We start from the raw sequence: 22,844 nt of genomic DNA, 5'->3' as shown, positions 1-22,844 counted from the left end.
CCCCGGCACCCGGCACCCGATCCCGGCACCCGCTCCCGACCCCCGGCACCTAGGAAGGACTGCGTTATGCCCACCCTCCCCTGGACCGTCCCGAACACCCCGCCGCCGCACATCGAGGTGCACGTCTTCGCCTCCCGCTTCGAGACCCGCAGCCTTTGGGGAGCCCTGCGGTTCTTCCTGAAGACCCTGGCCATCTGGTGGCAGGTGAGCCGGGCACCCGGCGCGTACGGGGCCTCGCTCAAGGCGGAGCCGTTGCGCCGCACCTTCTGGACCCTGTCCGCCTGGGAGTCGCCGAAGGCGCTCTCCGCCTTCGCCCGGAGCCGCCCGCACGGGCCGACGGCGCGGAAGCTCTCCGCGCACATGCGGGACTCCACGTTCGTCTCCTGGCCGGCCAAGAGCGACGACCTGCCGGTCGACTGGACCGAGGTACGGCGCCGCCTGACCTGATGCGCCTCCGCTGTGCCCGCGCCCCCTGCGACCGCACGCACGGCCCCTACCGGTGCCCGAGCCCCCCGCGACCGCACGCACGGCCCCCGCCGGACCGCCCGGCGGGGGCCGTAGTCTTGGGCGCGTGCAGGAACTCCACGACGCTCCCCTCGCCCCGCTGACCACCCTCCGGCTGGGCGGTCCCGCCGCCCGGCTGGTGACCGCGACGACCGACGACGAGGTGATCTCCGTCGTCCGCGAGGCCGACGACACCGGGACGCCCCTGCTGATCGTCGGCGGCGGCTCCAACCTCGTCATCGGCGACAAGGGCTTCGACGGCACCGCACTCGTCGTCGCCACCCGGGGCTTCACGCTGGACGGCACCCGCCTCGAACTGGCGGCCGGAGAGGTGTGGACCGACGCCGTCGCCCGGACCGTGGAGGCCGGGCTGGCCGGGATCGAGTGCCTGGCCGGCATCCCCGGCTCGGCGGGCGCCACCCCCATCCAGAACGTCGGGGCGTACGGGCAGGAGGTCTCCTCCACGATCACCGAGGTGGTCGCCTACGACCGCACCGCGCGCGAGACGGTCACCCTCGCCAACGAGGACTGCGCCTTCTCCTACCGCCACAGCCGGTTCAAGGCCGACCCCGAGCGCTACGTCGTGCTGCGCGTCCGGTTCGCCCTGGAGGACGCGGGCGGCCTGTCCGGTCCCGTCCGGTACGCGGAGACCGCCCGCACCCTCGGTGTCGAACCGGGCGACCGCGTCCCGCTGGACACGGCCCGCGAGGCCGTGCTCAAGCTCCGCGCGGGCAAGGGCATGGTCCTGGACCCCGAGGACCACGACACCTGGTCGGCGGGCTCCTTCTTCACCAACCCGATCCTCACCACCGACGCGTTCGAGGCGTTCCGCGCGCGCGTGCGGGAGCACCTGGGCCCCGACGCCGAGCCGCCCGCCTACCCGGCCGGTGAGGGCCGGACCAAGACGTCCGCCGCCTGGCTGATCGACAAGGCCGGGTTCACCAAGGGCTACGGCACCGGACCCGCCCGCATCTCCACCAAGCACACCCTCGCGCTGACCAATCGCGGCGGCGCGACGACGGAGGACCTGCTGGCCCTCGCCCGGGAGGTCGTCGCCGGTGTGCACCGCACCTTCGGCATCACCCTCGTCAACGAACCGGTGACGGTGGGCGTGCAGCTCTGAGCCGGGGCCGGCCGTCTCCCGAGGGGACCGCCGGGCCCGGCAGAAGAGACGGATCAGCCGGCCGCCGGCGGCTCCGCCAGCCACGCGTCCACGCCGGCCAGCAGCTCCGCCTTCACGTCGTCCGGCGCCGCGGACCCCCGCACCGACTGCCGGGCCAGCTCCGCCAGTTCCGCGTCCGTGAACCCGTGGTGCTCCCGCGCGATCTCGTACTGCGCCGCCAGCCGGGAACCGAACAGCAGCGGATCGTCCGCGCCCAGCGCCAGCGGCACACCCGCCTCGAACAGCGTCCGCAGCGGCACGTCCTCCGGCTTGTCGTAGACCCCCAGCGCCACGTTCGAGGCCGGACACACCTCACACGTCACCTGACGGTCGGCGAGCCGCTTCAGCAGCCACGGGTCCTCCGCCGCCCGGACCCCGTGCCCGATCCGGCTCGCCCCCAGGTCGTCCAGGCAGTCCCGCACCGACGCCGGGCCGGTCAGCTCACCGCCGTGCGGCGCCGACAGCAGGCCGCCGTCGCGGGCGATCGCGAACGCCCGGTCGAAATCACGGGCCATCCCGCGCCGCTCGTCGTTGGACAGACCGAAGCCGATGACGCCCCGGTCCGCGTACCGCACCGCCAGCCGGGCCAGGGTGCGCGCGTCCAGCGGGTGCTTCATCCGGTTCGCGGCCACCAGCACCCGCATCCGCAGCCCGGTGTCCCGCTGCGCCGTCTCCACGGCGTCCAGGATGATCTCCAGCGCCGGGATCAGCCCGCCCAGCCGGGGCGCGTACGACGTCGGGTCCACCTGGATCTCCAGCCAGCCCGAGCCGTCCCGCAGCTCCTCCTCCGCCGCCTCGCGCACCAGCCGCCGGATGTCGTCCGGCTCCCGCAGACAGGAGCGCGCGGCGTCGTACAGCCGCTGGAAGCGGAACCAGCCCCGCTCGTCGGTGGCCCGCAGCTCGGGCGGCCTGCCGCTGGTCAGTGCGTCGGTCAGCGTCTCCGGGAGACGGACACCGTGCTTGTCGGCCAGCTCCAGCACCGTGGTGGGGCGCATCGACCCGGTGAAGTGCAGGTGCAGATGGGCCTTCGGCAGCCGGGAGACATCACGTACACGTTCCATTGCCCGATCGTGCCGCACGTCCCGGCCGCCCCGGTAGCGCTTTCCCGGAACGTGGTCTTGCTCGCACGTGAGTGCGCCCCCACGCGAGCGGGCCGCCTCCCCGGGGGGAGACGGCCCGCTCACGGCGCACGGATCGGTTCCGGGTCAGTCCCGGGCTTCCGCCAGCAGCTTCTGAATCCGGCTCACGCCCTCCACCAGGTCCTCGTCGCCCAGGGCGTACGACAGCCGCAGGTAACCGGGCGTGCCGAACGCCTCACCCGGGACCACCGCGACCTCGGCCTCCTCCAGGATGAGCGCGGCCAGCTCCACGGAGTTCTGCGGGCGCTGCCCCCGGATCTCCTTGCCGATCAGCGCCTTCACCGACGGGTAGGCGTAGAAGGCGCCCTCGGGCTCCGGGCAGACCACGCCGTCGATCTCGTTCAGCATCCGCACGATGGTGCGGCGGCGCCGGTCGAAGGCCTCGCGCATGGCGGCCACGGCGTCCAGGTCACCGGAGACCGCGGCCAGCGCGGCCGCCTGGGCGACGTTGGACACGTTCGACGTGGCGTGCGACTGGAGGTTGGTGGCGGCCTTGACGACGTCCTTCGGGCCGATGAGCCACCCCACCCGCCAGCCGGTCATCGCGTACGTCTTCGCCACACCGTTGACCACGATGCACTTGTCGCGCAGCTCGGGCAGGATCGCCGGCAGCGAGGTGAAGGTCGCGTCGCCGTAGACGAGGTGCTCGTAGATCTCGTCGGTGAGCACCCACAGCCCGTGCTCGACGGCCCAGCGGCCGATCGCCTCGGCGTCCTCGGCGCTGTAGACGGCGCCGGTCGGGTTCGACGGGGACACGAAGAGGACGACCTTCGTCCGCTCGGTGCGCGCCGCCTCCAGCTGCTCCACGCTCACCCGGTAGCCGGTGGTCTCGTCGGCGACCACCTCGACCGGGACACCGCCCGCCAGCCGGATCGACTCCGGGTACGTGGTCCAGTACGGGGCGGGGACGATGACCTCGTCGCCCGGGTCGAGGATGGCGGCGAACGCCTCGTAGATGGCCTGCTTGCCGCCGTTGGTGACCAGGATCTGGGAGGCGTCCACCTCGTAGCCCGAGTCGCGCAGCGTCTTGGCGGCGATCGCGGCCTTCAGCTCGGGAAGGCCGCCGGCCGGCGTGTAGCGGTGGAACTTCGGGTTCTTGCAGGCCTCGATCGCGGCCTCGACGATGTAGTCCGGAGTCGGGAAGTCGGGTTCACCTGCACCGAAGCCGATCACCGGTCGCCCGGCGGCCTTGAGGGCCTTGGCCTTGGCGTCCACCGCGAGGGTGGCGGACTCGGAGATCGCGCCGATGCGGGCGGAGACCCGGCGCTCGGTCGGAGGGGTTGCAGCGCTCATGGGCCCATCGTTCCAGACCGGAAACCCGCCCGGCACAGGGGTTTCACAGACTGAACAGGACCGGGCAAACCCCTGAACACCAGTCCGGATCACCCCGCCGCCGGTCCGCCCGAGCAGGACGATCTTCGGCCGGAGACGCCCCCACGGGCGCTTTCTGTTCGACGCCCGGGCCAGGACCACGTACACTCTCACCTCGTTGGCCTCCGACGGCCCGCGCCGACCGGTGCACACCAGGCGACGAGTGGGATGCGGTACGTTGGGGAACACACAAAGGGTCGTAGCTCAATTGGTAGAGCACTGGTCTCCAAAACCAGCGGTTGGGGGTTCAAGTCCCTCCGGCCCTGCTACACACACCTTCGCCAGGATGTGTGCGCATGTACGTACAGCAATGCACCGCCGTGCGGCTCAAACCGGGCGCGGCACGGCCACGACCCGGAATCAGGTGAGGACGAGTGACGGACGCCGTGGGCTCCATCGACATGCCTGATGCCGAAGACGAGGCTCCGGACTCCAAGAAGAAGACCCGCAAGGGCGGCAAGCGGGCCAAGAAGGGTCCGCTGGGGCGCCTCGCGCTCTTCTACCGGCAGATCATCGCGGAACTCCGCAAGGTGGTCTGGCCGACCCGCAACCAGCTCACGACGTACACGACCGCCGTGATCATCTTCGTCGTCCTCATGATCGGGCTGATCACCGGGATCGACTATGGATTCAGTCACGCCGCCAAATACGTCTTCGGCTGAGCCGCAAGCGAAGAGCGCCGAGGTACCCGGCGCTCCTTTCGCATGTTCCACCCCTATGTATCCAGGAAGAAGCAGCCACCGTGTCTGACCCGAACGTGAACGACGCCGTTGAGCCTCGGGGCGAAGGGGCCGAGTCCGTCGAGGACGAGCTCGCCACCGTCGACGGCGCGGACAGCGCGGACACCGAGGCCTCCGCCGAGGCCGAGGCTGCCGACGCCGCCCCGGACGAGGCAGGCGCCGCCGCGGGCGAGGAAGCCGCCGAGGCCGAAGAGGCCGAGGACGAGCGCGACCCGGTCGAGAAGCTCCGCGAGGAGCTGCGGACGCTGCCCGGCGAGTGGTACGTCATCCACACCTACGCGGGCTACGAGAACCGGGTGAAGACCAACCTGGAGCAGCGCGCCGTCTCGCTGAACGTCGAGGACTACATCTTCCAGGCCGAGGTGCCGCAGGAAGAGGTCGTCCAGATCAAGAACGGCGACCGCAAGACCATCAAGCAGAACAAGCTTCCCGGCTACGTCCTGGTCCGCATGGACCTGACGAACGAGTCCTGGGGCGTCGTCCGCAACACCCCCGGTGTCACCGGCTTCGTGGGCAACGCCTACGACCCGTACCCGCTGACGCTGGACGAGATCGTCAAGATGCTCGCCCCGGAGGCCGAGGAGAAGGCCGCCCGCGAGGCCGCCGAGGCCGAGGGCAAGCCGGCCCCGCAGCGCAAGGTCGAGGTCCAGGTGCTGGACTTCGAGGTCGGCGACTCGGTCACCGTCACCGACGGCCCGTTCGCCACGCTGCAGGCGACCATCAACGAGATCAACCCCGACTCCAAGAAGGTCAAGGGCCTGGTGGAGATCTTCGGCCGGGAGACGCCGGTCGAGCTCTCCTTCGACCAGATCCAGAAGAACTAGAACTTCTCGGACCGGCTGATACACAGCTTCCGCGCAGGTCAGACGAGCGCTCGCGCGTTTGTCTGACCTGCTCGGTTTTTGGCCGCGCATACATACCCGCTATCGTTGTGCGGTATGCCTGTGTCCGGGTGGTTTCCCGGCCGCGGGCAGGACCCGAATGAAAGGACCCGGAGAGCCATGCCTCCCAAGAAGAAGAAGGTCACGGGGCTCATCAAGCTCCAGATCCAGGCCGGTGCCGCGAACCCGGCCCCGCCGGTCGGCCCCGCGCTGGGTCAGCACGGCGTCAACATCATGGAGTTCTGCAAGGCCTACAACGCCGCGACCGAGTCGCAGCGCGGCTGGGTCATCCCGGTGGAGATCACGGTCTACGAGGACCGCTCCTTCACCTTCATCACGAAGACGCCGCCGGCCGCCAAGATGATCCTCAAGGCCGCGGGCGTGGACAAGGGCTCCGGCGAGCCGCACAAGAACAAGGTCGCGAAGATCACGCGTGACCAGGTTCGCGAGATCGCCACCACCAAGATGCCCGACCTGAACGCCAACGACCTGGACGCCGCCGAGAAGATCATCGCCGGCACCGCCCGTTCCATGGGCGTCACGGTCGAGGGCTGACCTCCACCCCCGCAACCCCCAGCAGAAGTGTGGCAGGGCCTGCTCGGCCCGCACCACGACTCCTAAGAACCCACAGGAGCAAGTAGTGAGCAAGCGCAGCAAGTCTCTCCGCGCTGCGGACGCCAAGGTCGACCGGGACAAGCTCTACGCCCCGCTCGAGGCCGTCCGTCTCGCCAAGGAGACCTCCACGACCAAGTTCGACGGCACCGTCGAGGTCGCCTTCCGCCTGGGTGTCGACCCGCGCAAGGCCGACCAGATGGTCCGTGGCACCGTGAACCTCCCGCACGGCACCGGTAAGACCGCCCGGGTCCTGGTCTTCGCGACCGGCGACCGTGCCGAGGCCGCGCGTGCCGCGGGCGCCGACATCGTCGGCGCCGACGAGCTGATCGACGAGGTGTCGAAGGGCCGCCTGGACTTCGACGCCGTCGTCGCCACCCCGGACCTCATGGGCAAGGTCGGCCGCCTCGGCCGCGTGCTCGGTCCCCGTGGTCTCATGCCGAACCCCAAGACCGGCACCGTGACCCCGGACGTCGCCAAGGCTGTCAACGACATCAAGGGCGGCAAGATCGAGTTCCGCGTCGACAAGCACTCGAACCTGCACTTCATCATCGGCAAGACGTCGTTCGACGACTCCAAGCTGGTGGAGAACTACGGCGCCGCGCTGGAGGAGATCCTCCGTCTGAAGCCGTCCGCCGCCAAGGGCCGGTACATCAAGAAGGCCGCCATCACCACCACGATGGGCCCCGGCATCCCGGTCGACCCGAACCGCACCCGCAACCTCCTCGTCGAGGAGGACCCGGCCGCGGTCTGAGCCCACGGCTCACCTCAACCGGTCCACGGGCCCCGCACCTGCTCAGGTGCGGGGCCCGTCCCCGTTCCGGCCCGCCCGCCGGAGGTCTGCGCTACGGTGCCGACACGGGGTTCGCACGAAGGAGCGGGGGCACAGGGGTGGGACCGGGACCGACGACGATCATCTCGGTGCGCCGCACCGGCCTCGCCCTGGCAGCGGCGGCCGTACTCACCGGCCTCACCGCCATGTCCGCCTGCACGACGGCCGGTTCCGGCGCGACGGGCCCGTCCCAGGGGGCCAATGCGTCCTCCTCCCGGTCCGCCGGCGCGGACGGCGGAGCCGGGCGCCAGGACGGCGGGGCGGACCCCGCGTCCGTCGCGGCACTGAGGTCCGCGGAACGGGCCACCGGCGCGGCCGACTCCGCCCGGGTCGAGTCGACGACGACCATGGGCTCGCTCATGTCGATGAAGGCCACCGGAGTCCTGTCCTGGAGCGACGGACTCACCGGCACCCTCACCCTGACCTACACCGGCGGCAGCGTCGCCGACGCCATGCGCCGGCTCGGCAGCACCTCGATGGAGGCCCGCTACCTCCCCGACGCCTACTACGCCCGCATGGGCGACGCCTTCGCCGCACAGGCGGACGGCAGGCACTGGCTCCGGTACGCCTACCGGGACCTGGAACAGCTCGCCGACGGGGCCGGGGCGCAGCTGGGCGACCAGATGCGCAACACCGCGCCGCACCACTCCGTGAAGCTGCTGCTGGCCTGCGGGGACGCCAGGCGGGTCGGTGCGGAGCAGGTCCGCGGCGACCGGGCCACGCACTACCGGGGCACGGTGGACGTGGCCGCCCTGGCGCCCCGGGACTCCGGACTCGACGCCGCCGAGCTGGCCGACCTCAAGGACCGGCTCACCCGTGCCGGGGTCACCACCCAGACCGTCGACGTCTGGGTCGACGACCGGGGCCTGCTGGTGAAGAAGGCGGAGAAGGCGGTCACGTCGTCGGGCGAACTGACCCAGACCGCCTACTACTCCGGCTACGGGGTGGACGTGACGACAAAGGCGCCGCCCGCGGGGGACACCAAGGACTTCAAGGAACTGGTGGGCGAGCAGGGCGGGCCCGGCGGCCTCTCCTGACGCGCGCACCCCGCCGGCGCCCGGCCGCCCCGGAAAATTCGAACGTCTCTGTCATACCGGTGGGATAGTCTCCCCCTCTCACAGAGCGTCAGCCATGTGTGCCCCCGGGGGGAGTCGTAGTCGGGGGACCCGAATCCTGGGGGGATTCATGAGATCGTCCGTACCCGTCGCCGGCCTGGCCGCACTGGTGCTCGCCGCGGGCGCCGTGGGCTGTTCCAAGGGCTCCGAGTCGCCCTCCCTGTCCCCGGTCGCGGCCGTGGCCAAGGCGGCCAGGAGCAGCGAGGACCTGACGTCCTTCCGGTACACCATGACCGGCAAGGTGCCCGAGCAGGGCCGGGTCGAGGCCGAGGCGTCGATGCAGGTCAAGCCCGACATCGCCATGAGCATGAAGATGACGGCGCTGGACCGCGGCGAGGAGGGCACCGCCGAGTTCCGGCTCGTCGACAAGGTCATGTACGTCGGCGGGGGCGCCGAGATGGCCAAGGAGATGGACGGCAAGAGCTGGCTGAAGTTCGACCTGGCCGCCCTGGGCGGCGACGAGGAGCTCAACCAGCTGGGCGCAGCGAAGCAGGCCGACCGGAACCCGGCGACCGAGTCCACCTTCCTCAAGGACGCCAAGGACGTGGAGGAGGTCGGCACGGAGAGGATCGACGGGGTCGAGACCACCCACTACACGGGCACCCTCGCCCTCGACGACCTGCGCGCCTCGCTGAAGGACGGCAAGGGCGGCCCGGCCGCCGAGCGCCGCGAGAAGAACATCGAGCGGTACGAACGCATGGGCGTCGACAAGCTCACCATGGACATGTGGGTGGACGGCGACGACCACACCAAGCGGTTCCGGATGCGCGGCGACGCCGACAAGGGCCCGCTGGACATGACGATCACCTTCCACGACGTGAACAAGCCGGTCACCGTCGAAGCCCCGCCGGCCGCCGAGACCGCCGACCTCGCGGAGCTGATGGCGGGCCTCGGGGAGAGCTGATCCGCCGGGTTCCGCCGCCCGTCGCGCGTCGCCTGCCGGGACGCGGGAGCGGATTTGCCTCCCGGCGATCCGTTCCCGTACCCTCCTGAGGAAGCCAAAGACCGCTGGTCGTTGCCGTGCGCTCGTAAGAGGGCGCGGTGGCCGAAGGATCCGCTGAACTGCGGACGACCCGCGCAGGTGACTGTGGAAGAACTCCCGGACGTCGACGCTGCCGCAAGGCCGTGCCGGAACCGGTCGAGTCTCGCCCCGTGCGCCTGCGCCGGGGCGTTTCGTTTTCCCCAGTCCTCCTTCGGGTCCGCGCGGTCCGAATCACCCGGAAGGAGGCCGAGGCTCTATGGCGAGGCCCGACAAGGCTGCCGCAGTGGCCGAGTTGACGGACCAGTTCCGCAACTCCAGCGCTGCCGTGCTGACCGAGTACCGCGGTCTCACCGTGGCTCAGCTCAAGCAGCTGCGCCGTTCGCTCGGTGAGAACGCCCAGTACGCCGTGGTGAAGAACACGCTGACCAAGATTGCGGCCAACGAGGCCGGGATCTCGACGCTGGACGACCTGTTCAACGGTCCGACGGCAGTCGCCTTCGTCACCGGTGACCCGGTGGAGTCGGCGAAGGGTCTTCGTGACTTCGCCAAGGACAACCCGAATCTCGTCATCAAGGGCGGTGTCCTTGACGGCAAGGCGATGTCCGCCGACGAGATCAAGAAGCTCGCGGACCTCGAGTCCCGCGAGGTTCTGCTCGCCAAGCTGGCGGGCGCCTTCAAGGGCAAGCAGACCCAGGCTGCCCAGGTGTTCCAGGCGCTCCCGTCGAAGCTGGTCCGCACCGTGGACGCGCTTCGTGCCAAGCAGGACGAGCAGGGCGGTGCCGAGTAATTCGGCTCGCTGACCGATCCTCACCGCGTGTGGTGAGGGTCGTTGCGGGCCCGACGTACGCCCGCCTCACCCAGTACATCCGGCACCTGCCGATTTAGTGGAAGGACCGCCATCATGGCGAAGCTCACCCAGGACGAGCTGCTTGCCCAGTTCGAGGAGATGACCCTCATCGAGCTCTCCGAGTTCGTGAAGGCCTTCGAGGAGAAGTTCGACGTCACCGCCGCCGCCGCGGCCGTGGCCGTCGCGGGCCCGGCCCAGGGTGGCCCGGCTGCCCCGGCCGAGGAGGAGAAGGACGAGTTCGACGTCATCCTCACCGGCGCCGGCGACAAGAAGATCCAGGTCATCAAGGTCGTGCGCGAGCTGACCTCCCTGGGTCTGAAGGAGGCCAAGGACCTCGTCGACGGCACCCCGAAGCCGGTCCTCGAGAAGGTCAACAAGGAGCAGGCCGACAAGGCCGCCGAGTCCCTCAAGGGCGCCGGCGCCTCGGTCGAGGTCAAGTAAGACCTCGCGGATCCGGCAGGATCCGCAGCGCGTCCCACGGGATGTGTAACGCGTCAGCACGGAAGAGCGATCATCCATCCGGGTGGTCGCTCTTCGGTGTCTGAGGGGTCCGGCGTCGGCTGCCTTGCCCCTGGGACGGCGGGGGGTATGGTGATCTTCGATGTGCCTCACCAGGCCGCGAGGGGTCGCCCGGTGAACGGCGGCTCGGGCAAGGGGGGCCTTGACGAACCGCACGCAGCGCGCAATTCTCAGGACGCGTCGTCACAAGGATCCGAATCCGAGGCATGGATCGACGGCGAAGAGGGCAGTATCACCGTGCGTTGAGGGCAGCGCCTTGTCGCAGGAGTTGAGAACAACGAGGGCCTCCGAGGGTCTCGAAAACCCGCACTGGACATCAGTGTGCCAAGTGGCTACACTGACCCTTTGCGCTGCCTGTTAGCTGTCCCCTGCCCGTCACCAGGGGCATGCCCTCGCTCGAGCACAGATGATGGGACCACTCTGACCTGGCCTTTCCGGGCCTCATCAGAGGGCTCCAGGTCCGTGCACAGTGGGGGGCCGGTACGCGCGTAGTGAGTCCGAGCCCTCGGAAGGACCCCCTCTTGGCCGCCTCGCGCACTGCCTCGACCGCGAATACGAACAACGGCGCCAGCACCGCCCCGCTGCGCATCTCCTTTGCAAAGATCAAGGAGCCCCTCGAGGTTCCGAACCTTCTCGCGCTCCAGACCGAGAGCTTCGACTGGCTGCTCGGCAACGATGCCTGGAAGGCTCGCGTCGAGCAGGCTCTGGACAACGGTCAGGACGTCCCCACCAAGTCCGGTCTGGAGGAGATCTTCGAGGAGATCTCCCCGATCGAGGACTTCTCCGGGTCGATGTCGCTGACCTTCCGCGACCACCGCTTCGAGCCGCCGAAGAACTCCATCGACGAGTGCAAGGAGCGCGACTTCACGTACGCCGCCCCGCTCTTCGTCACGGCCGAGTTCACCAACAACGAGACCGGCGAGATCAAGTCCCAGACCGTCTTCATGGGCGACTTCCCGCTCATGACGAACAAGGGCACCTTCGTCATCAACGGCACCGAGCGTGTCGTGGTGTCGCAGCTCGTCCGTTCGCCCGGCGTGTACTTCGACTCCAGCATCGACAAGACGTCCGACAAGGACATCTTCTCCGCCAAGATCATCCCGTCCCGGGGTGCCTGGCTGGAGATGGAGATCGACAAGCGCGACATGGTCGGCGTCCGCGTCGACCGCAAGCGCAAGCAGTCCGTCACCGTCCTGCTCAAGGCGCTCGGCTGGACCACCGAGCAGATCCTCGAGGAGTTCGGCGAGTACGAGTCGATGCGCGCCACCCTGGAGAAGGACCACACCCAGGGCCAGGACGACGCGCTGCTCGACATCTACCGCAAGCTGCGTCCGGGCGAGCCCCCCACCCGTGAGGCCGCGCAGACGCTGCTGGAGAACCTCTACTTCAACCCCAAGCGCTACGACCTGGCCAAGGTCGGCCGTTACAAGGTCAACAAGAAGCTGGGCACGGACACGCAGCTCGACGCCGGTGTCCTGACCGTCGACGACATCATCGCGACGATCAAGTACCTGGTGAAGCTGCACGCCGGTGAGATCGAGACCGTCGGCGACAACGGCCAGCCGGTCGTCGTCGAGACCGACGACATCGACCACTTCGGCAACCGCCGCCTGCGCAGCGTCGGCGAGCTCATCCAGAACCAGGTCCGCACGGGCCTGGCGCGCATGGAGCGCGTCGTCCGCGAGCGCATGACCACGCAGGACGTCGAGGCGATCACGCCGCAGACCCTGATCAACATCCGGCCGGTCGTCGCCTCCATCAAGGAGTTCTTCGGCACCAGCCAGCTGTCCCAGTTCATGGACCAGAACAACCCGCTGTCCGGGCTGACGCACAAGCGTCGTCTGTCCGCGCTCGGCCCGGGTGGTCTCTCCCGTGAGCGGGCCGGCTTCGAGGTCCGTGACGTGCACCCCTCGCACTACGGCCGCATGTGCCCGATCGAGACGCCGGAAGGCCCGAACATCGGTCTGATCGGCTCGCTCGCCACCTACGGCCGGGTCAACGCGTTCGGCTTCGTCGAGACCCCGTACCGCAAGGTCTTCGAGGGCCAGGTCACCGACCAGGTGGACTACCTGACCGCCGACGAGGAGGACCGCTTCGTCCTCGCCCAGGCCAACGCGCCGCTCACCGACGACCTGCGCTTCGCCGAGGCCCGCGTCCTGGTCCGCCGCAAGGGCGGCGAGGTCGACTACGTCAGCCCCGAGGACGTCGACTACATGGACGTCTCGCCGCGCCAGATGGTGTCGGTCGCGACCGCCATGATCCCGTTCCTCGAGCACGACGACGCCAACCGTGCCCTCATGGGCGCGAACATGATGCGCCAGGCCGTGCCGCTCATCAAGAGCGAGTCCCCGCTCGTCGGCACCGGCATGGAGTACCGCTCCGCCGTCGACGCCGGCGACGTGGTCAAGGCCGAGAAGGCGGGTGTGGTCCAGGAGGTCTCCGCGGACTACATCACCACCGCCAACGACGACGGCACGTACATCACGTACCGCCTGCACAAGTTCGCCCGCTCCAACCAGGGCACCTCGGTCAACCAGAAGGTCATCGTCAGCGAGGGCGACCGGATCATCGAGGGCCAGGTCCTGGCCGACGGTCCGGCCACCGAGAACGGCGAGATGGCGCTCGGCAAGAACCTGCTCGTGGCGTTCATGCCGTGGGAGGGCCACAACTACGAGGACGCGATCATCCTGTCGCAGCGCCTCGTGCAGGACGACGTCCTCTCCTCGATCCACATCGAGGAGCACGAGGTCGACGCCCGGGACACCAAGCTGGGCCCCGAGGAGATCACCCGGGACATCCCGAACGTCTCCGAGGAGGTCCTCGCCGACCTCGACGAGCGCGGCATCATCCGCATCGGTGCCGAGGTCATCGCCGGCGACATCCTCGTCGGCAAGGTCACGCCCAAGGGTGAGACCGAGCTGACCCCCGAGGAGCGCCTGCTGCGCGCGATCTTCGGCGAGAAGGCCCGCGAGGTCCGTGACACCTCGCTGAAGGTGCCGCACGGCGAGACCGGCAAGGTCATCGGCGTCCGCGTCTTCGACCGCGAGGAGGGCGACGAGCTTCCCCCCGGTGTGAACCAGCTGGTGCGCGTCTACGTCGCGCAGAAGCGCAAGATCACCGACGGTGACAAGCTCGCCGGCCGTCACGGCAACAAGGGCGTCATCTCCAAGATCCTGCCGATCGAGGACATGCCGTTCCTGGAGGACGGCACCCCGGTCGACATCATCCTCAACCCGCTCGGCGTCCCGTCCCGCATGAACCCCGGACAGGTCCTGGAGATCCACCTCGGCTGGCTCGCCAGCCGCGGCTGGGACGTCTCCGGTCTCGCCGAGGAGTGGGCGGAGCGGCTCCAGGCCATCGGCGCCGACCGCGTCGAGCCCGGCACCAACGTCGCCACGCCCGTCTTCGACGGTGCGCGCGAGGACGAGCTGGCGGGCCTGCTGCAGCACACCATCCCCAACCGCGACGGCGAGCGCATGGTGCTCCCGTCCGGCAAGGCGAGGCTGTACGACGGCCGCTCCGGCGAGCCGTTCCCGGAGCCGATCTCCGTCGGCTTCATGTACATCCTCAAGCTGCACCACCTGGTCGACGACAAGCTGCACGCCCGCTCGACCGGTCCCTACTCCATGATCACCCAGCAGCCGCTGGGCGGTAAGGCTCAGTTCGGTGGCCAGCGGTTCGGCGAGATGGAGGTGTGGGCACTCGAGGCGTACGGCGCCGCCTACGCGCTCCAGGAGTTGCTGACCATCAAGTCCGACGACGTCACCGGCCGCGTGAAGGTCTACGAGGCCATCGTCAAGGGCGAGAACATCCCCGAGCCCGGCATCCCCGAGTCCTTCAAGGTGCTCATCAAGGAGATGCAGTCCCTGTGCCTGAACGTGGAGGTGCTGTCCAGCGACGGTATGTCCATCGAGATGCGTGACACCGACGAGGACGTCTTCCGCGCGGCGGAGGAGCTCGGCATCGACCTGTCGCGGCGCGAGCCGAGCAGCGTCGAAGAGGTCTGACGGGAGCCGCGGTCCGGAGGTTCAGCGATGAATTTCCCTGAACCTCCGGCCGGCCCCAGGACCCCGTTTCAGACCCCACGACTTACGACCCTGAGAGGGATTGACGCATAGTGCTCGACGTCAACTTCTTCGACGAGCTCCGGATCGGCCTGGCCACCGCTGACGACATCCGTCAGTGGAGCCACGGCGAGGTCAAGAAGCCCGAAACCATCAACTACCGCACCCTCAAGCCCGAGAAGGACGGACTCTTCTGCGAGAAGATCTTCGGTCCGACCCGGGACTGGGAGTGCTACTGCGGCAAGTACAAGCGCGTCCGCTTCAAGGGCATCATCTGCGAGCGCTGTGGCGTCGAGGTCACGCGCGCCAAGGTGCGCCGTGAGCGGATGGGCCACATCGAGCTCGCCGCGCCCGTCACGCACATCTGGTACTTCAAGGGCGTCCCGAGCCGGCTGGGCTACCTGCTCGACCTGGCTCCCAAGGACCTCGAGAAGGTCATCTACTTCGCCGCGTACATGATCACGTACGTGGACGAGGAGCGCCGCACCCGCGACCTGCCCTCGCTGGAGGCCCACGTCTCCGTCGAGCGCCAGCAGATCGAGAACCGCCGCGACGCCGACCTCGAGGCCCGCGCCAAGAAGCTCGAGACGGACCTCGCCGAGCTGGAGGCCGAGGGCGCCAAGGCCGACGTGCGCCGCAAGGTGCGCGAGGGTGCCGAGCGCGAGATGAAGCAGCTGCGCGACCGTGCGCAGCGCGAGATCGACCGCCTCGACGAGGTGTGGAACCGGTTCAAGAACCTCAAGGTCCAGGACCTCGAGGGCGACGAGCTGCTCTACCGCGAGCTGCGTGACCGCTTCGGCACGTACTTCGACGGCTCGATGGGTGCCGCGGCGCTGCAGAAGCGCCTGGAGTCCTTCGACCTCGAGGAGGAGGCCGAGAAGCTCCGCGAGATCATCCGCACCGGCAAGGGCCAGAAGAAGACCCGTGCCCTGAAGCGGCTGAAGGTCGTCTCCGCGTTCCTGCAGACCTCCAACAGCCCCAAGGGCATGGTCCTGGACTGCGTCCCGGTCATCCCGCCGGACCTGCGTCCGATGGTGCAGCTGGACGGTGGCCGCTTCGCGACCTCCGACCTGAACGACCTGTACCGCCGTGTCATCAACCGCAACAACCGCCTGAAGCGGCTTCTCGACCTCGGCGCGCCCGAGATCATCGTGAACAACGAGAAGCGCATGCTCCAGGAGGCCGTCGACGCGCTCTTCGACAACGGCCGCCGCGGCCGCCCGGTGACGGGCCCCGGCAACCGTCCGCTGAAGTCGCTGTCCGACATGCTCAAGGGCAAGCAGGGCCGCTTCCGTCAGAACCTGCTCGGCAAGCGCGTGGACTACTCCGCGCGTTCCGTGATCGTCGTCGGTCCGCAGCTGAAGCTGCACCAGTGCGGTCTGCCGAAGGCGATGGCGCTGGAGCTGTTCAAGCCGTTCGTGATGAAGCGCCTGGTCGACCTGAACCACGCGCAGAACATCAAGTCGGCCAAGCGCATGGTCGAGCGCGGCCGCACGGTCGTGTACGACGTGCTGGAAGAGGTCATCGCGGAGCACCCGGTTCTGCTGAACCGTGCGCCCACGCTGCACCGCCTGGGCATCCAGGCCTTCGAGCCGCAGCTGGTCGAGGGCAAGGCCATCCAGATCCACCCGCTCGTGTGCACCGCGTTCAACGCGGACTTCGACGGTGACCAGATGGCCGTGCACCTGCCGCTGTCCGCGGAGGCGCAGGCCGAGGCCCGCATCCTGATGCTGTCCTCGAACAACATCCTCAAGCCCGCCGACGGCCGCCCGGTGACGATGCCGACCCAGGACATGGTCCTCGGTCTGTTCTTCCTCACCACCGACGGCGAGATGCGCGAGCTGAAGGGCGAGGGCCGGTCGTTCGCCTCGGTCGCCGAGGCGATCATGGCCTTCGACGCGGGCGAGCTGTCGCTCCAGTCGAAGATCGACGTCCGCTTCCCGGTCGGCACCATCCCGCCGCGCGGCTGGACCCCGCCGGTGGGCGAGGACGGCGAGCCCGTCGGCGGTGCCGAGTGGCAGCAGGGCGACCCGTTCCGGCTGACGACGACCCTGGGCCGCGCGCTCTTCAACGAGCTGCTGCCCGAGGACTACCCGTTCGTCGACTACGAGGTCGGCAAGAAGCAGCTCTCCGAGATCGTCAACGACCTCGCCGAGCGCTACCCGAAGGTCATCGTGGCGGCGACGCTCGACAACCTGAAGTCGGCCGGCTTCTACTGGGCCACCCGCTCCGGTGTCACCGTCGCGATCTCCGACGTCGTCGTCCCCGAGGCGAAGAAGGAGATCGTCCGCGGCTACGAGGCGCAGGACGAGAAGGTCCAGAAGCAGTACGAGCGCGGTCTGATCACCAAGGACGAGCGCACGCAGGAGCTCATCGCGATCTGGACCAAGGCGACCAACGAGGTCGCCGAGGCGATGAACGACAACTTCCCGAAGACCAACCCGATCTTCATGATGGTGAACTCGGGTGCACGAGGCAACATGATGCAGATGCGTCAGATCGCCGGTATGCGTGGTCTGGTGTCGAACGCGAAGAACGAGACGATCCCGCGTCCGATCAAGGCGTCGTTCCGTGAGGGCCTGTCCGTGCTGGAGTACTTCATCTCCACGCACGGTGCCCGTAAGGGTCTGGCGGACACCGCCCTGCGGACCGCCGACTCGGGTTACCTCACCCGTCGTCTGGTCGACGTCTCCCAGGACGTCATCATCCGCGAGGAGGACTGCGGCACCGACCGCGGTCTGCGGCTGCGGATCGCCGACCGCCTCGAGGACGGTTCGCTGCGCAAGACGGAGAACGTCGAGACCTCCGTGTACGCGCGGTGCCTCGCCGAGGACATCGTGGTCGACGGCTCGGTGCTGGCCCCGGCCGGCACGGACCTGGGCGACGTGCTCATCGAGGAGCTCGTGGGCCGCGGTGTCGCGGAGGTCAAGACCCGCTCGGTCCTGACCTGCGAGTCCGCCGTGGGCACCTGCGCCATGTGCTACGGCCGTTCGCTGGCCACCGGCAAGCTGGTCGACATCGGTGAGGCGGTCGGCATCATCGCCGCCCAGTCCATCGGTGAGCCCGGTACCCAGCTGACGATGCGTACCTTCCACACCGGTGGTGTGGCCGGTGACGACATCACCCAGGGTCTGCCGCGTGTCGTCGAGCTCTTCGAGGCCCGTACCCCGAAGGGTGTCGCCCCGATCTCCGAGGCGGCCGGCCGCATCCGGATCGAGGAGACCGAGAAGACCAAGAAGATCGTCGTCACGCCGGACGACGGCAGCGACGAGACGGCCTACCCGATCTCCAAGCGCTCCCGTCTGCTGGTCGGCGAGGGCGACCACGTCGAGGTGGGCCAGAAGCTCACCGTGGGTGCCACCAACCCGCACGACGTGCTGCGCATCCTGGGTCAGCGTGCCGTCCAGGTCCACCTGGTCGGCGAGGTCCAGAAGGTCTACAACTCGCAGGGCGTGTCGATCCACGACAAGCACATCGAGATCATCATCCGGCAGATGCTGCGCCGGGTGACGATCATCGAGTCGGGCGACGCGGAGCTGCTGCCCGGCGAGCTGGTCGAGCGGTCGAAGTTCGAGACCGAGAACCGTCGTGTGGTCCAGGAGGGCGGTCACCCGGCCTCCGGTCGTCCGCAGCTGATGGGTATCACCAAGGCCTCGCTGGCGACGGAGTCCTGGCTGTCGGCCGCCTCCTTCCAGGAGACGACCCGAGTCCTGACGGACGCGGCGATCAACGCCAAGTCCGACAGCCTCATCGGCCTCAAGGAGAACGTCATCATCGGTAAGCTCATCCCGGCCGGTACGGGCCTGTCCCGCTACCGCAACATCCGGGTCGAGCCGACCGAGGAGGCCAAGGCCGCGATGTACTCGGCCGTCGGCTACGACGACATCGACTACTCGCCGTTCGGCACCGGCTCCGGCCAGGCCGTTCCGCTGGAGGACTACGACTACGGTCCGTACAACCAGTAAGCGAGCCGCTTGATCCGAGGGGCGGTCACTCCGTACGGGGTGGCCGCCCCCGGCGTGCGCCCGGGGAGGTTCCCGGGCGTGGCCGGACCCCGGCGCACGCCGGGGTGTGGTTCCGCTCACGCCGGGCGCGCGGAGGTACCGGGAACCGTCCGGCCCATGGTTTCCGTCCGTAACAGTGCCGGAAACGTCCGCTCCAGCGCATCATGGAGGGACCCGGTGTCAACGGGGGAGATGGTGCTCGGTGTCGCATTCGCCGTATCCGCAGTGGCAGCCCTGGCAGCAGGGGCCCGGCGTTCCGCAGCCATGGGCCGGCCAGGCCGGCTCCCCGATGCTGGCCTCGCACGCCGACCGGGAGCGCGCCATCGACGTGCTGCGCTCCGGGTACGGTGAGGGCCGGCTGGAGAAGTCCGAGTTCGACCGGCGCGTGGCACGGGCCTACGCGGCCCGCACGGTGGGCGAACTGGCCCTGCTGGTGGCCGATCTGCCCCAGGGGCCGGTGGCGCACCCGGCGCCCCCTGTGGGTGTTCCTCCGGCCTTCCTGCCCGTGCCGCCCAGACCGCGGACGAACGGCAAGGCGGTGGCGGCGGCCGTCTGCGGCGGGCTCTGCCTCTTCACGGCCGGGCTCACCGGCATTCCGGCGATCATTCTGGGTCATTCGGCGCGCTCCGAGATCCGGCGGACCGGTGAGGAGGGCGACGGGTTCGCGCTCGTCGGACTGGTGCTGGGCTGGCTGTCCACGGCCGGCTGGGTGCTGCTGTTCATGGTGTCGTTCGCGCTGGCGCTCACCTCGACGGGCTGAGACGCGGACACGCCCTTGACGAGGCCGGGGGCATGGCCCATTTGTTTTGACCGCAGCGAATGCGATAGGTACGCTCAGACCTTGTGCCTGGGGTGTGCCCTGGCCTTCGTGCGTGCCTTTCCACCGCACTGAGGGCTGTGAACGGCCACCGCAATCTGCGCATTCTTTCTGCCTTGCGGCGGGAGTCCGCGTGATTCGACACACCCGACCGCGTGGGTCGGTGACGTTCCAGGTTAGCTGTACCCATCGGCACACAGAAACCGGAGAAGTAGTGCCTACGATCCAGCAGCTGGTCCGCAAGGGCCGGCAGGACAAGGTCGAGAAGAACAAGACGCCCGCACTCGAGGGTTCGCCCCAGCGTCGTGGCGTCTGCACGCGTGTGTTCACCACCACCCCGAAGAAGCCGAACTCGGCCCTGCGTAAGGTCGCGCGTGTGCGTCTGACCAGCGGCATCGAGGTCACGGCCTACATTCCGGGTGAGGGACACAACCTGCAGGAGCACTCCATCGTGCTCGTGCGCGGCGGCCGTGTGAAGGACCTGCCGGGTGTTCGCTACAAGATCATCCGCGGCTCGCTCGACACCCAGGGTGTCAAGAACCGCAAGCAGGCTCGCAGCCGTTACGGCGCCAAGAAGGAGAAGTAAGAATGCCTCGTAAGGGCCCCGCCCCGAAGCGCCCGGTCATCATCGACCCGGTCTACGGTTCTCCTCTGGTGACCTCCCTGATCAACAAGGTGCTGCTGAACGGCAAGCGCTCCACCGCCGAGCGCATCGTCTACGGCGCCATGGAGGGCCTGCGCGAGAAGACCGGCAACGACCCGGTCATCACGCTGAAGCGCGCTCTCGAGAACATCAAGCCGACCCTCGAGGTCAAGTCCCGCCGTGTCGGTGGCGCCACCTACCAGGTGCCGGTCGAGGTCAAGCCCGGCCGTGCCAACACCCTGGCGCTGCGCTGGCTGGTCGGTTACTCCCGCGCCCGTCGCGAGAAGACCATGACCGAGCGTCTGCTGAACGAGCTCCTCGACGCCTCCAACGGCCTCGGTGCCGCTGTGAAGAAGCGCGAGGACACGCACAAGATGGCCGAGTCCAACAAGGCCTTCGCCCACTACCGCTGGTAGTCGAAACCCCTTCGAAACCGAGAGAAGACTGAAGCCTTATGGCTACCACTTCGCTTGACCTGGCCAAGGTCCGCAACATCGGGATCATGGCCCACATCGACGCGGGCAAGACGACCACCACCGAGCGGATCCTGTTCTACACGGGCGTCTCCTACAAGATCGGTGAGACGCACGAGGGCTCCGCGACCATGGACTGGATGGAGCAGGAGCAGGAGCGTGGCATCACGATCACCTCTGCTGCGACCACCTGTCACTGGCCGCTTGAGAACATCGACCACACCATCAACATCATCGACACCCCGGGCCACGTCGACTTCACCGTCGAGGTGGAGCGCTCGCTGCGCGTCCTCGACGGTGCCGTCACGGTGTTCGACGGCGTGGCCGGTGTCGAGCCGCAGTCCGAGACGGTGTGGCGTCAGGCGGACCGCTACGGCGTTCCGCGTATCTGCTTCGTGAACAAGCTCGACCGCACCGGTGCCGAGTTCCACCGCTGCGTCGACATGATCTCCGACCGCCTGGGTGCGCAGCCGCTCGTCATGCAGCTGCCGATCGGCGCCGAGTCCGACTTCAAGGGCGTCGTCGACCTCGTGACGATGAAGGCCTTCGTCTGGTCCGCCGAGGCGACCAAGGGCGAGATGTACGACACCGTCGACATCCCGGCCACGCACACCGAGGCCGCCGAGGAGTGGCGCGGCAAGCTGCTCGAGGCCGTCGCGGAGAACGACGAAGAGCTGATGGAGCTGTACCTGGAGGGCACCGAGCCCACCGCGGAGCAGCTCTACGCGGCCATCCGTCGGATCACCATCGCGTCCGGCAAGGGCGGCGGCACCACCGTCACCCCCGTGTTCTGCGGCACCGCGTTCAAGAACAAGGGCGTGCAGCCCCTGCTCGACGCGGTCGTGCGCTACCTGCCCTCCCCGCTCGACGTCGAGGCCATCGAGGGCCACGACGTCAAGGACGCGGAGAAGGTCATCGAGCGCAAGCCGTCGGACGAGGAGCCCCTCGCCGCCCTCGCGTTCAAGATCATGAGTGACCCGCACCTCGGCAAGCTCACCTTCGTCCGCGTGTACTCCGGCCGTCTGGAGTCCGGCACCCAGGTGCTGAACTCCGTGAAGGGCAAGAAGGAGCGCATCGGCAAGATCTACCGCATGCACGCCAACAAGCGTGAGGAGATCGAGTCGGTGGGCGCCGGCGACATCGTCGCCGTCATGGGCCTGAAGCAGACCACCACCGGTGAGACGCTGTCCGACGACAAGAACCCGGTGATCCTGGAGTCCATGGACTTCCCGGCGCCGGTCATCCAGGTCGCCATCGAGCCCAAGTCGAAGGGCGACCAGGAGAAGCTCGGCGTCGCGATCCAGCGCCTGGCCGAGGAGGACCCCTCCTTCCAGGTCCACTCGGACGAGGAGACCGGCCAGACCATCATCGGCGGCATGGGCGAGCTGCACCTCGAGGTGCTGGTCGACCGCATGCGCCGTGAGTTCAAGGTCGAGGCCAACGTCGGCAAGCCGCAGGTCGCGTACCGCGAGACCATCCGCAAGTCGGTCGAGAAGGTCGAGTTCACCCACAAGAAGCAGACGGGTGGTACCGGCCAGTTCGCCCGCGTCATCATCGCGATCGAGCCGATCGAGGGCGGCGACGCCTCGTACGAGTTCGTCAACAAGGTGACCGGTGGCCGCGTGCCGAAGGAGTACATCCCTTCGGTGGACGCCGGTGCGCAGGAGGCCATGCAGTTCGGCATCCTCGCCGGCTACGAGATGACCGGTGTCCGCGTGACGCTGCTCGACGGTGCCTACCACGAGGTGGACTCCTCCGAGCTCGCGTTCAAGATCGCCGGTTCGCAGGCCTTCAAGGAGGCCGCGCGCAAGGCCAGCCCCGTGCTCCTCGAGCCGATGATGGCCGTCGAGGTCACCACGCCCGAGGACTACATGGGTGAGGTCATCGGTGACATCAACTCCCGCCGTGGTCAGATCCAGGCCATGGAGGAGCGCGCCGGTGCCCGCGTCGTGAAGGGCCTCGTGCCCCTGTCGGAGATGTTCGGCTACGTCGGAGACCTCCGCAGCAAGACGTCGGGTCGCGCAAGCTACTCGATGCAGTTCGACTCCTACGCCGAGGTTCCGCGGAACGTCGCCGAGGAGATCATCGCGAAGGCCAAGGGCGAGTGACGGGCTCCGTTTAACGGACGGCGTCCCCACG

Annotated in this window: 18 protein-coding genes and 1 tRNA gene; 17 read left to right on the top strand and 2 right to left on the bottom strand. The window is 68.6% G+C overall.

From position 1 onward, the window contains the following. Positions 1 to 66: 66 nt before the first annotated feature. Positions 67 to 447, top strand: coding sequence for a DUF3291 domain-containing protein (locus tag ACSU53_RS12450; RefSeq protein ID WP_437027275.1), 381 nt, complete (start codon positions 67 to 69; stop codon positions 445 to 447). A 124-nt stretch (positions 448 to 571) separates the two neighbouring features. Further along, positions 572 to 1,627, top strand: a complete 1,056-nt coding sequence (locus ACSU53_RS12445; RefSeq protein WP_437027273.1) for a UDP-N-acetylmuramate dehydrogenase — start codon at positions 572 to 574, stop codon at positions 1,625 to 1,627. Positions 1,628 to 1,680: 53 nt separating this feature from the next. Here the strand turns inward: ACSU53_RS12445 and ACSU53_RS12440 are convergent, their stop codons facing one another. Next, entirely contained in the window at positions 1,681 to 2,727 is a 1,047-nt protein-coding gene (locus ACSU53_RS12440) for an adenosine deaminase (protein WP_437027272.1), read from the bottom strand. 144 nt (positions 2,728 to 2,871) lie between these two features. Further along, entirely contained in the window at positions 2,872 to 4,098 is a 1,227-nt protein-coding gene (locus tag ACSU53_RS12435) for a pyridoxal phosphate-dependent aminotransferase (protein ID WP_437027270.1), read from the bottom strand. Between the two features lie 271 nt (positions 4,099 to 4,369). Between ACSU53_RS12435 and ACSU53_RS12430 the strand changes: the two genes are divergently transcribed. The 15 genes from ACSU53_RS12430 (at position 4,370) to fusA (ending at position 22,813) form a co-directional block, all read left to right on the top strand. Then, positions 4,370 to 4,442 (top strand) — tRNA-Trp (locus tag ACSU53_RS12430). 108 nt (positions 4,443 to 4,550) lie between these two features. Next, positions 4,551 to 4,838, top strand: a complete 288-nt coding sequence (gene secE / locus ACSU53_RS12425) for a preprotein translocase subunit SecE (protein ID WP_164334180.1) — start codon at positions 4,551 to 4,553, stop codon at positions 4,836 to 4,838. An 80-nt stretch (positions 4,839 to 4,918) separates the two neighbouring features. Further along, positions 4,919 to 5,740 (top strand): transcription termination/antitermination protein NusG, encoded by an 822-nt coding sequence (gene nusG / locus ACSU53_RS12420; protein WP_437027268.1) that lies wholly within the window; start codon positions 4,919 to 4,921, stop codon positions 5,738 to 5,740. A gap of 177 nt (positions 5,741 to 5,917) precedes the next feature. Next, a complete protein-coding gene (gene rplK / locus ACSU53_RS12415) occupies positions 5,918 to 6,352 on the top strand; it encodes a 50S ribosomal protein L11 (protein ID WP_164334178.1) in 435 nt (144 codons plus the stop codon). Positions 6,353 to 6,437: 85 nt separating this feature from the next. Further along, the gene (gene rplA, locus ACSU53_RS12410) at positions 6,438 to 7,163 is read left to right on the top strand and encodes a 50S ribosomal protein L1 (RefSeq protein ID WP_196460460.1); all 726 of its coding nucleotides are present in this window, start codon (positions 6,438 to 6,440) and stop codon (positions 7,161 to 7,163) included. 224 nt (positions 7,164 to 7,387) lie between these two features. Then, on the top strand, positions 7,388 to 8,278 hold the full coding sequence (locus ACSU53_RS12405) for a hypothetical protein (RefSeq protein WP_437033151.1): 891 nt from the start codon (positions 7,388 to 7,390) through the stop codon (positions 8,276 to 8,278). Between the two features lie 148 nt (positions 8,279 to 8,426). After that, entirely contained in the window at positions 8,427 to 9,260 is an 834-nt protein-coding gene (locus tag ACSU53_RS12400) for a DUF1396 domain-containing protein (protein ID WP_437027267.1), read from the top strand. Positions 9,261 to 9,594: 334 nt separating this feature from the next. Then, positions 9,595 to 10,125 (top strand): 50S ribosomal protein L10, encoded by a 531-nt coding sequence (gene rplJ, locus ACSU53_RS12395; RefSeq protein WP_164334174.1) that lies wholly within the window; start codon positions 9,595 to 9,597, stop codon positions 10,123 to 10,125. Between the two features lie 114 nt (positions 10,126 to 10,239). After that, entirely contained in the window at positions 10,240 to 10,626 is a 387-nt protein-coding gene (rplL, locus tag ACSU53_RS12390; protein ID WP_164443433.1) for a 50S ribosomal protein L7/L12, read from the top strand. 599 nt (positions 10,627 to 11,225) lie between these two features. Next, entirely contained in the window at positions 11,226 to 14,711 is a 3,486-nt protein-coding gene (rpoB, locus tag ACSU53_RS12385) for a DNA-directed RNA polymerase subunit beta (protein ID WP_432054996.1), read from the top strand. Positions 14,712 to 14,821: 110 nt separating this feature from the next. Next, positions 14,822 to 18,733 (top strand): DNA-directed RNA polymerase subunit beta', encoded by a 3,912-nt coding sequence (locus tag ACSU53_RS12380; protein ID WP_437027264.1) that lies wholly within the window; start codon positions 14,822 to 14,824, stop codon positions 18,731 to 18,733. Between the two features lie 241 nt (positions 18,734 to 18,974). After that, the gene (locus ACSU53_RS12375) at positions 18,975 to 19,532 is read left to right on the top strand and encodes a DUF1707 and DUF4190 domain-containing protein (RefSeq protein ID WP_437027262.1); all 558 of its coding nucleotides are present in this window, start codon (positions 18,975 to 18,977) and stop codon (positions 19,530 to 19,532) included. Between the two features lie 271 nt (positions 19,533 to 19,803). Beyond that, positions 19,804 to 20,175, top strand: a complete 372-nt coding sequence (gene rpsL / locus ACSU53_RS12370; protein ID WP_003948652.1) for a 30S ribosomal protein S12 — start codon at positions 19,804 to 19,806, stop codon at positions 20,173 to 20,175. A 2-nt stretch (positions 20,176 to 20,177) separates the two neighbouring features. After that, positions 20,178 to 20,648, top strand: a complete 471-nt coding sequence (gene rpsG / locus ACSU53_RS12365; RefSeq protein ID WP_003998848.1) for a 30S ribosomal protein S7 — start codon at positions 20,178 to 20,180, stop codon at positions 20,646 to 20,648. Between the two features lie 38 nt (positions 20,649 to 20,686). Further along, a complete protein-coding gene (gene fusA, locus ACSU53_RS12360) occupies positions 20,687 to 22,813 on the top strand; it encodes an elongation factor G (protein ID WP_362090582.1) in 2,127 nt (708 codons plus the stop codon). The last annotated feature ends 31 nt before the right edge of the window (positions 22,814 to 22,844 follow it).

It is taken from the genome of Streptomyces sp. enrichment culture (assembly GCF_964273255.1).
Taxonomy (GTDB): Bacteria; Actinomycetota; Actinomycetes; order Streptomycetales; family Streptomycetaceae; genus Streptomyces.
The sequence above is the reverse complement of the archived record's forward strand: the minus strand, read 5'-3'. Positions and strand labels throughout refer to the sequence as shown.